Origin of the sequence: Streptomyces sp. SID486 (assembly GCF_009865385.1) — a bacterium.
Lineage (GTDB): Bacteria > Actinomycetota > Actinomycetes > Streptomycetales > Streptomycetaceae > Streptomyces.
In genome coordinates this window covers 1-8,299 of the sequence record NZ_WWJT01000321.1, presented here as the reverse complement: position 1 = coordinate 8,299, position 8,299 = coordinate 1, and the positions used below count along the sequence as shown (strand labels likewise).

The 8,299-nt window shown below is 71.5% G+C and carries 7 protein-coding genes and 3 pseudogenes; 6 read left to right on the top strand and 4 right to left on the bottom strand.

Going from position 1 to position 8,299, the window contains the following annotated elements; all coding sequences use genetic code 11:
• The 3 genes and pseudogenes from GT045_RS39720 to GT045_RS15130 form a co-directional block, all read left to right on the top strand.
• Positions 1-305 (top strand): annotated as a pseudogene (locus GT045_RS39720) (hypothetical protein); the annotation flags it as partial.
• A 1,166-nt stretch (positions 306-1,471) separates the two neighbouring features.
• A complete protein-coding gene (locus tag GT045_RS15135; RefSeq protein ID WP_058084289.1) occupies positions 1,472-1,711 on the top strand; it encodes a hypothetical protein in 240 nt (79 codons plus the stop codon).
• Positions 1,711-2,088, top strand: a complete 378-nt coding sequence (locus GT045_RS15130; RefSeq protein WP_161334475.1) for a toxin Doc — start codon at positions 1,711-1,713, stop codon at positions 2,086-2,088. The genes GT045_RS15135 and GT045_RS15130 overlap by 1 nt, the downstream gene beginning before the upstream one ends.
• A gap of 382 nt (positions 2,089-2,470) precedes the next feature.
• On the opposite strand, the pseudogene GT045_RS15125 reads toward GT045_RS15130, so the two are convergent.
• Positions 2,471-2,764: pseudogene (locus tag GT045_RS15125) on the bottom strand (MFS transporter); the annotation flags it as partial.
• On the opposite strand from GT045_RS15125, the pseudogene GT045_RS39715 reads away from it, so the two are divergent.
• A pseudogene (locus GT045_RS39715) lies at positions 2,762-2,957 on the top strand (transposase); the annotation flags it as partial. The pseudogenes GT045_RS15125 and GT045_RS39715 overlap by 3 nt on opposite strands.
• A gap of 85 nt (positions 2,958-3,042) precedes the next feature.
• On the opposite strand, the gene GT045_RS15115 reads toward GT045_RS39715, so the two are convergent.
• A complete protein-coding gene (locus tag GT045_RS15115; RefSeq protein WP_161295627.1) occupies positions 3,043-3,621 on the bottom strand; it encodes a TetR/AcrR family transcriptional regulator in 579 nt (192 codons plus the stop codon).
• Positions 3,622-3,731: 110 nt separating this feature from the next.
• Here GT045_RS15115 and GT045_RS15110 point away from each other — a divergent pair, with 110 nt between their 5' ends.
• Together GT045_RS15110 and GT045_RS15105 are read left to right on the top strand one after the other, a co-directional pair.
• Positions 3,732-5,342, top strand: coding sequence for an FAD-dependent monooxygenase (locus GT045_RS15110; RefSeq protein WP_161334474.1), 1,611 nt, complete (start codon positions 3,732-3,734; stop codon positions 5,340-5,342).
• Positions 5,343-5,353: 11 nt separating this feature from the next.
• Positions 5,354-5,998, top strand: coding sequence for a CatB-related O-acetyltransferase (locus GT045_RS15105; RefSeq protein WP_161334473.1), 645 nt, complete (start codon positions 5,354-5,356; stop codon positions 5,996-5,998).
• Between the two features lie 151 nt (positions 5,999-6,149).
• Here the strand turns inward: GT045_RS15105 and GT045_RS38910 are convergent, their stop codons facing one another.
• Together GT045_RS38910 and GT045_RS15095 are read right to left on the bottom strand one after the other, a co-directional pair.
• Positions 6,150-6,629: a hypothetical protein gene (locus GT045_RS38910; RefSeq protein ID WP_202528105.1), complete on the bottom strand. Its 480-nt coding sequence runs from the start codon at positions 6,627-6,629 to the stop codon at positions 6,150-6,152.
• A gap of 351 nt (positions 6,630-6,980) precedes the next feature.
• Positions 6,981-7,955 (bottom strand): ankyrin repeat domain-containing protein, encoded by a 975-nt coding sequence (locus GT045_RS15095; protein WP_161334472.1) that lies wholly within the window; start codon positions 7,953-7,955, stop codon positions 6,981-6,983.
• Between the last annotated feature and the right edge of the window lie 344 nt (positions 7,956-8,299).

The window sequence follows — 8,299 nt, the reverse complement described above, 5'->3', positions numbered from 1 at the left end:
GCCGGCCGGTGGAGTGGCAGCGCCGGCCGGTGGAGTGGCAGCGCCGGCCGGTGGAGTGGCAGCGCCGGCCGGTGGAGTGGCAGCGCCGGCCGGTGGAGTGGCAGCGCCGGCCGGTGGAGTGGCAGCGCCGGCCGGTGGAGTGGCAGCGCTGCTTCCACCTCCCCCGGCCCCACCTGGAGGCCGGCCACCCGCTGCCCAGGTCGCCGGGCGACGTCGTGCACCACGGTGAGGATGTCGGGCGGTGGGTGCGCTCGGTCCGGCTCGGCACCGGGGTTGTCCCGGGGACATCTTGTGGGCACTGGTGATCGCCTTGTGGGCACTGGTGATCGCCGGGCAAGCCGATGAGAAGGGTCCGGTGATGCGGGTGTCGTCGCAGAGCGTTACGGTCGTGGCTCTCCTGGCGGATCCGGACGCGCCGACGGAGTCCCGTCTCGTGCACCGCTGTCGCCCGAGCAGGTGGAGGAGGGCTGGCTTGCAGTTGCCCCACTGTTGCTTAGCCCGGCGCGGCGCGGCCTGGCGGCGGCGTTCCAGGCGCACCTGCTCGACCGGGGCCGGCGGATCGCCCGGAACGAAGTCGGGCTCGGGAAACGCCCGGCGGTTCAGCGCGCACATCGCGGCGGTCTGCCGCTCCACCGCCTCTGCGATGCCTGGGTCCGCCAGGGACGGCCGGGCGGCATGCCGGTGTGCCTCGATCGCGCGGCAGTAGCCCTTGGCCGGCGTCCGGCGCTCCACCGCAACGGCGGCACAGTCGTCTGCGGAGCCGCAGCGGCGGCCGCCGTGGTGAGGCCGGCATTCACGGGCGCGGGCACCAGGACTCGAACGGTGCGGACGTTCGCGCCTTGCACCCGGTCATTGGCCGCCGTGATCAGCTTGGGCGCGATCCAACGCAGTTGCAGTGGACGGGCTGGCCTGGCTCAGGCCGGTCCTGCGTGCGTAAGAGGCCACCGCCTCGAACACGGCCAGGAAGAGCCGGTCGGAGGCTTCGCAGTCGAGGAAGGCACCGTCGGTAACCTCGTGCAGCCAGTGCCGTGCCTCGCGAACCTGGCCGCGGGAGAGACGATGAAGGTGAGAGCGTCGCGGCCAGAAGGACAACGGTGCCAGGCGGTGGGGCAGGCGTGGCCCGGGCGGACAGCGGTGGGCCCGGACCTCGGGCTCAGGCAGCGGAAAGTGGCGGCCGCGCCGGACCGGCGACGTCGCCTTGGTCCTGCTCGTCGACGCCTCCATCGACCTCCGGGCCCTGGCCCGGGCCAGGGCGTGCGGAGGCGGCTGCGCGAAACCCCTGCGTCGGCATGCCGGTGCCGGCAGGGTGGGGTGACGCGACCAGAGCGATGGAAGCACCTCACCTACCTCGGTGACAGGCTGCTGCGCTCCCGGTGCCCTCCATCGCATTCAGGCGCCGGTGTTGGACTGGCTGCTCTGACCCCGCTCGCCGGCCTTGAGGAGCGTGGTACCAACTAGGTACCATCGGGTCATGCCATCACTGAACGTGTCCTTCTCTGACGAGGAAATGGAAGGCGTCCGGGCCGCCGCCGCCGCCGAGGGCAAAAGCCTCAAGCAGTACCTGCACGACCTCGGTGTACGCGAGATGCACCGCAAACGGTTCGTCGCCGGCGCCACCGCCTGGGCCGACAGGCTGCGCGGAGAATTCGACGAGGCGTTCCCCGAGGAGATTCCGCCTTCTCAGCGCGGCGACGGGGCTGCAGCTGCCTGATGGTTGTCCACATCGACGTCTCCTGGCTCCTCGACGTCCAGGAGGCCGCCCTCGGGCACGAGGACGTGACCGTGACCGACTACTCCGCACTGGTGGCGGCCGTCGCCCGGCACAAGACCCGGATGCCGACGCTCGAGGCCTCCGACCCAGATGCCGCCTGGCGCGCGGCCGCGCTCCTGCACACGATCGTGCGCCTGGAACCACTCCCCCACCGCAACAGCCTCTTCGCCGCCTTCGTGGCCGCTCAGTACATGGATCAGTCCGGCGAAGGCATCGACCCCCCATACGGCGCCCTGTCCGACCTCGTCAGAAAGGTCCGGGACACCCGGCTGAGCGTCTACGCCGTCGCCGAGACCCTGCGGTCCTGGCGCATCTGAGCCAGGCGCGTCAGGCGGCGAGCCGGATGCATCGCCGGCAGCCGTGGGTCGTCCTTCTTGTCCTACTCACGTGCGTTCAGCGCGTTCCAGGGCAGGATCTTCAGCTGGACGCAGCGCCGCTTGGAGCCTCCGGCTCGCGGTAGATCCGGGCCCACGGCCCGAACCCGCGCCGGGTGGGCTGGAGTCCGGCCATGATCGAAGCAGTCGTCAGCCTCCCGCCCACCGTAGTCGCCGACCTCTTCGGCATGAGCATCACAACGTCCCAGAGGTGGTCGAACTATGCCAAAGATGACTGGAGTGCCTGCCTTGCGGCCCGCACGAGTGGAGCCCGACGGTGGCCATCGACCCCCGAGTACGTTGCATACTTTCCCCGCTGGCATGCCTAGGTGGTCAGCTGTGACTGCCGGGGCAGTTCGGCGTGCCGCACCGCGTCGGAGGCCAGGGCGATGACCACGCCCAGGCTGGCGAAAATGCCGCAGCCGAGGAACACGGGGGCGGCGCCCCAGACTCCGACGGCGGCGCCGACCAGCGGGTAGCTGAGGGGGGCGAGACCGACCATGGTGAGCATGACGACGAAGGTGACCCGGCCGAGATAGGACGAGTCCGCCGCGGTCTGTATGAGGGCGTTGTCCAGGCTGCCGAAAACGCCCACGCTCAGCCCGACGACCGCAGCCAGATCCGCCGTGTCGTCTGCACGACGAACGCGATCGAGTCGGTGAGTGCGCAGCTCCGGCGGGGGGGTCAAGTCCTGCGGACACTTCCCCGACGAACAGGCTGCACTCAAGTGCGTCTACATGGCGACCATGTCCCTCGACCCCACAGGCACGGGCCAGGGCCGCTGGACCATGCGCTGGAAGACCGCGCTGAGTTCTTTGCAGCTCGTTCGGCGCGTGCCGTGCCCGCGGACCGACCTGGCTCACGTCAGGATGCGTCCGCGTCAGGGGCTTGTCCGCGTCAGGGGCGAGCCGCCATCCCGGCGAACAGGGCGTCGAGAATTCGGTCGACGTATGCGTGGGTCAGCGGTTCCTGAGTGATCAACAGGCGGAAGTACAGCGGGCCGGAGAGGATGGCCATCGCCAGGTCCAGGTCGAAGTCAGGCGCCAGTTGACCCTGGTCCCGCGCCGCTGCCAGGCGCGCGACGGTCTTGGCCGCCTGCGGGGCGATGAACCGTTCATTGAGCGCGGCGGCTACGCCGGGGTCGAGCTGCGCCTCGCCGACCAGGGCCTGGAAGAGGGGCCGGAGCGGTTCCGCGGTCAGGAGGTCGACGGCCTCGTAAATCTGCCGGCGCAGGTCTGCGGCCACATCACCGGTGTCGGGATAGTCCAGGGCCGACTCACTGAGCGACAGCAACGAGTCGAGCAGCAGGGCGCCCTTGGAGGGCCATCGCCGGTAGACAGTGTGTTTGCCGACGCCGGCCCGGGCGGCGATCGCTTCGATGCTGAGCTTGGCGTAACCGAGTTCGCGCCCCAGCTCCAGCGTGGTCCGCATGATCGCTGCGGTCAGGTCGGGGCCGCTGCGCCGGGTGTTGGTCATGTCTCCAGCATAGCGGCACGGCACGTGCCGTTCTTGACAGGACCGCATGAGCCCGGCACGCTTCTGCCTCAACGGCACGACACGTGCCGTGCTGTCTAGGAGGGCGGCGCGTGGACGCTGACGTGATCATTGTGGGTGCGGGTCCTACGGGCCTCATGCTGGCCAACGAACTGCGCACCGCCGGTGTGCGTCCTCTGCTCCTGGAGCGGCAGCAGCGGCTGCGTGAGACACCGCGGGCGAACGGCCTGGGCGGCCGCATCCTCGAACTGCTGCACTACCGGGGCATGCTGGCCGACCTCCACGCGGCCAGCACCGACCCTCACCCCGTCCCTCGGTTCCCGTTCGGGAACGTGCACCTGGACTTCAGTGGTCTGGCGGATCCGCCGATGCGCGCCGTCCAGATACCGCAGCCACGTGTTGAGCGCCTGCTGGAGGAGCGGGCCGGAGAACTCGGTGCAACGATCCGCCGCGGTCACGAAGTGGTCGGAGTCAGGCAGGACGAGGAGGGCGTGTACGTCGAAGTCCGTTGTGCGGACGGGACGTACGGGGCGACCGCCCGGTATCTGGTGGCCTGCGACGGGTCACGCAGTCGTGTGCGTGACATGGTGGGCATCCCGTTCCCGGGAAGCACCTGTTCCGAGGTCAACCGACTGGGCCAGGTCAAGCCGGCCGAAGGAGCCGGATGGCGTGACGACGGCGATCTCGACGTACCCGGGCTCGGCCGACTGCGCGCGGGGTTCACGCGGACCGACAACGGGGTGGTCGGGTTCGGTTGGCTCACGTCCGAGGTGCTGCTGATCTCCACCACCGAGACCACCGAGACCACCGAGACCACTGAGGACAAGGGCACCACGTACGACGACGATGTGCCGATGACCCTGGCCGAGCTCCAGGACAGCATCCGCCGCGTTCTCGGCGTGGATCTGCCTCTGAGGGAACCGCTTCGCCTGTCGCGTTACCAGTATCAGGACCGGCAGGCCGAGCGCTACCGCGAGGGACGCGTCCTGCTGGCGGGCGACGCGGCCCACCAGTTCCCGGCCACCGGGGTCGCACTCAACGCCGGCATGCTCGACGCGGTCAATCTCGCGTGGAAGCTGGCCGCCGAGGTGCACGGCTGGGCACCGCCCGGCCTGCTGGACACGTATCACAGCGAACGCCACGCCGCGGGGGCGCGGACGCTGCTGCACACTCGCGCCCAGGCGGCGTTGCGGCGCGGACACGACCCCGCCGCGGAAGCGCTCCGTGAACTGTTCAAGGAACTGTGCGGCGACGAGGCACCGCTGCGTCGTATCGGAACCCTGGTCGCCGGGGGCGACATCCGCCACCCGTCGCCCGATGCTGACGAGCACGCTCTGACCGGCGCTTTCGCGCCCGACCTCGCCCTGGACACCGGCCATGGGGCGTCCAGCGTCGCGGAACTCATGCGGCCCGCGCGTCCCGTGTTCCTGGACCTCGCGGACCGTCCGGAACTCCGTACGATCGTCGAAGGATGGGCACAGGTCGACATCCACAGGGCGGACACCGACGACCGGCCGGCCGACGCCCTGCTGATCCGCCCGGACGCCCATGTCGCCTGGGCCGCGCCGGTCGGCGCGTCCTCCGGCAGCCTGCTGCCCACGCTGCGGCGGGCCCTGAACGCCTGGTTCGGGGACCCGCGGACCAGCGAGGAACCGCATCACCAGCCCACCACCGGCCGCGTGCCGGCAACGCCCACACAATGAGGACACCAGCCGTGCCCGTACCCGCCGACCCCACGACTCTCCACCCGATGCCCGGCCAGCCGCGGGTCGTGCTGCTCAAGCCGCTGGTCAGGTCCCCGCTGATCGAGGTCGGGGAGTACTCCTACTACGACGACCCCGACGACGCGACCGCGTTCGAGACGCGCAACGTGCTCTACCACTACGGCCCGGAGAAGCTGGTCATCGGCAAGTTCTGTGCGCTGGGCACGGGCGTGCGGTTCATCATGAACGGCGCCAACCACCGTATGGACGGCCCCTCGACCTTCCCCTTCCCCACCATGGGCGGCTCCTGGGCCGACCACTTCGACCTGCTCACCGGCCTGCCCAACCGCGGGGACACCGTCGTCGGCAACGACGTCTGGTTCGGTTACGGCACGACCGTCATGCCCGGTGTACGCATCGGACATGGCGCGATCATCGGCGCGGGTGCCGTGGTGACGTCCGACGTACCCGACTACGGGATCGTCGGCGGCAATCCCGCCCGCCTCATCCGCACCCGCTACAGCGAGCAGGATGTCGCCCGCCTGCTGGCGGTCGCCTGGTGGGACTGGCCCGCGGAGCACATCACCGAACACGTACGGACGATCATGTCCGGCCGTGTCGACCAGCTGCACGACGCGGCACCTCCCCTCCCCTAGCCGTGCATGCTCCACCGCCCGCGCGCTCGCCATCACCTGTCGGAGAACGGCCACCCTCATGCCCGACGCAACCGGCCCCCGGTTCCCTGCGCATCGTCGACGGCCCGAACGCCGGAGCAAAGAGCGACGCGCAAGGCGACGACCAGGCGTACTACGACGCCGCGGCGAACAAGGTCGTCTTCCATCTCGGTGACGGCGCTTCGGCCGTGGCGGGAGGCAGCCTGCCCAGCACCGAGACCCTGCCGGCAGGGACCACGGTGGAATACAGGGCCGTCATCGACCGGGTCAGTGGCGGCAAGCAGATCAGCAACACCGCCACCGCCACCAGCAACGAAAAGGACCCCGACAACACTGACGCCGTCAGCGTCTGCGTCGAACCGGCCCCCTCCTGCTGCGACCCCTGCGCCAGCTGGGAACAGTCCCCCAGCCAATCGCCACGAGGGCTGCCGACAACCACTACCGGGCCGCCCCTGCGGAGGTACACGGCCGAGGGCAGGGCCCCGGGGCCCTGCCTTCCGATGGCAGAACCGTCATCCGCACGCTCAGGGTCCAGCCCGGCCACCTCGGTCACCTTGCCGTCGTGCACGTGCACCCGGAACCGCCCGGCCAGCGCCTCCGTCGTCGACGTCAACGTGTGGCCGTAGGCGGCTGGTTCCCGCCACGCGGTCGTCCTGCCTGCGGCGGTGTGCCGGGACCCACCGGCCGCGTGGCTCCGTACGGACTCGGCGATGCCGCCGCACGCGGTCACGAGGCACAGCGCGGCGCCCGTCAGCGCGGCGGCGGACAGCGGGCGAGCGGGAAACGTCCAGCACTCATGGGACTCCTCCGGTTCGGTTACCGCAACGACGCGGAAGGACCCGGTTCGTTCACCGCCCGCCCTGCCCCGATCCGTGCACGGCCCGCCGCACCCGGGGACGGCGGGCAGGCCGTGGCTCGCGCACACCTGCCGGCTCGACGCGGGGCCCCTCGGAAGGGGTGCCGGTCAGTGCTGCCAGTAGTCGCGCTCGGGGAGTTCCACCCACAGATCGGGGGGCCCGGTGAAGGGCCGCGGGTCGGCGGGGAAGAGGCCCGCGTGGGCGCAGCACTCGGCGATCGCGTGGGAGCCGTATAGGTACGCGGTGAGAACCTCCCCGGGAGGCATACCGGTGCACGGGCCCCCGCCGGGGTGCAGGTCCCAGCCCTCGACGACACCGTCGCGCACGAGGCTGCCCTGGTTGCCGCTCTTGGGGTTGGCGTACATGCCGTAGCAGACGGTGCCGGCGGAGAGCAGGGCCTGTACGCCCGGCATCTGCGGCCCGTACCCCCAGGGCTGGGTGACGACACAACCGCCCGGTACGGTCGTCACCCCGACGATGCGCAGGCTGTCGTCCGTGTCGACGCCGTACGGGTCGTCCAGCAGCTCGGCGAGCCGCCCGGCGTCCGGCGGCACCGCTGACAGGCGCCGTACGGCCTCCTGCGCGTCGATGCCGGCCACGCAGGCCAGTCCCGTGCCGTCGTAGTAGCCGACGTCGGCCAGGGCTGCGATGCGCCGCCGGGCTTCCCGCGCCGCCGCGGACTCCGCCTCGCTGAGGTCCGGTTCGCCCTCGGGCAGCGGGAACAGGTCCGGTGTCGGCCCGGCCAGGCTCAGCCGCCCTGGTGACCAGCCGGCCAGCACCGGCCGCCACGGGTCGGCTCCCGCGGCGAGGAGGACGCGTGCGATGTCCGGCCGGTGCCCGACCACCGCCTCCCACAGCGCGGTCGTACCGTCCTGCAGCGCGTCGACGTCGGCGACGCGCCCGGCCAGCTCCGCGACGACCTCGGGCGAGCCGAACGCCGCGGCCCGGTGCAGGGGCCGTTCCCCGGACGGCAGCGCCTCCGGATCGGCGTCTTGGTCGAGCCTTCGCCTGATGTCCGGGTGGTCAAGCCAGCCCTCCCAGTCGACGCCGCCTTCCCAGCCGTCCCCCGGTCCCGTCCCCATGTCGCCTCCCGCTCCCCGCCTGACGGCACCCTGCCGCACACCACCCACCCTTGCAGACGGGTCCGACAACGCCACCGCCGTCACGGCGTCGCGGCGGGCCGTGGACGCCGGCCCACCGGTCTGGCGTGGGTCGCGCCCTCGCGAACGTCCCGACGCCCGCGACCGCCGACCGCACCGGACGGCACCGGATGGCACCGGACGGAGGGTGTGCCGGGGCAGGCTCCGGGGGCTTCAGCGACCTGCTTCGGGGGTCCGACCGGCCGCAGCGCACGCTCGACGCCGGTGGCGCCCCGTCGGCGCTGTGCGCCGCGCCTGCCCCGCCCCGCCGGGGGGCGGGGCGGGGC

Bases quoted from the DNA above. Each gene is read 5' to 3' on its own strand.
- GT045_RS15135 (WP_058084289.1), top strand. From the start codon at position 1,472: ATGCCATCACTGAACGTGTCCTTCTCTGACGAGGAAATGGAAGGCGTC.
- GT045_RS15130 (WP_161334475.1), top strand. From the start codon at position 1,711: ATGGTTGTCCACATCGACGTCTCCTGGCTCCTCGACGTCCAGGAGGCC.
- GT045_RS15115 (WP_161295627.1), bottom strand. From the start codon at position 3,621: ATGACCAACACCCGGCGCAGCGGCCCCGACCTGACCGCAGCGATCATG.
- GT045_RS15095 (WP_161334472.1), bottom strand. From the start codon at position 7,955: ATGGGGACGGGACCGGGGGACGGCTGGGAAGGCGGCGTCGACTGGGAG.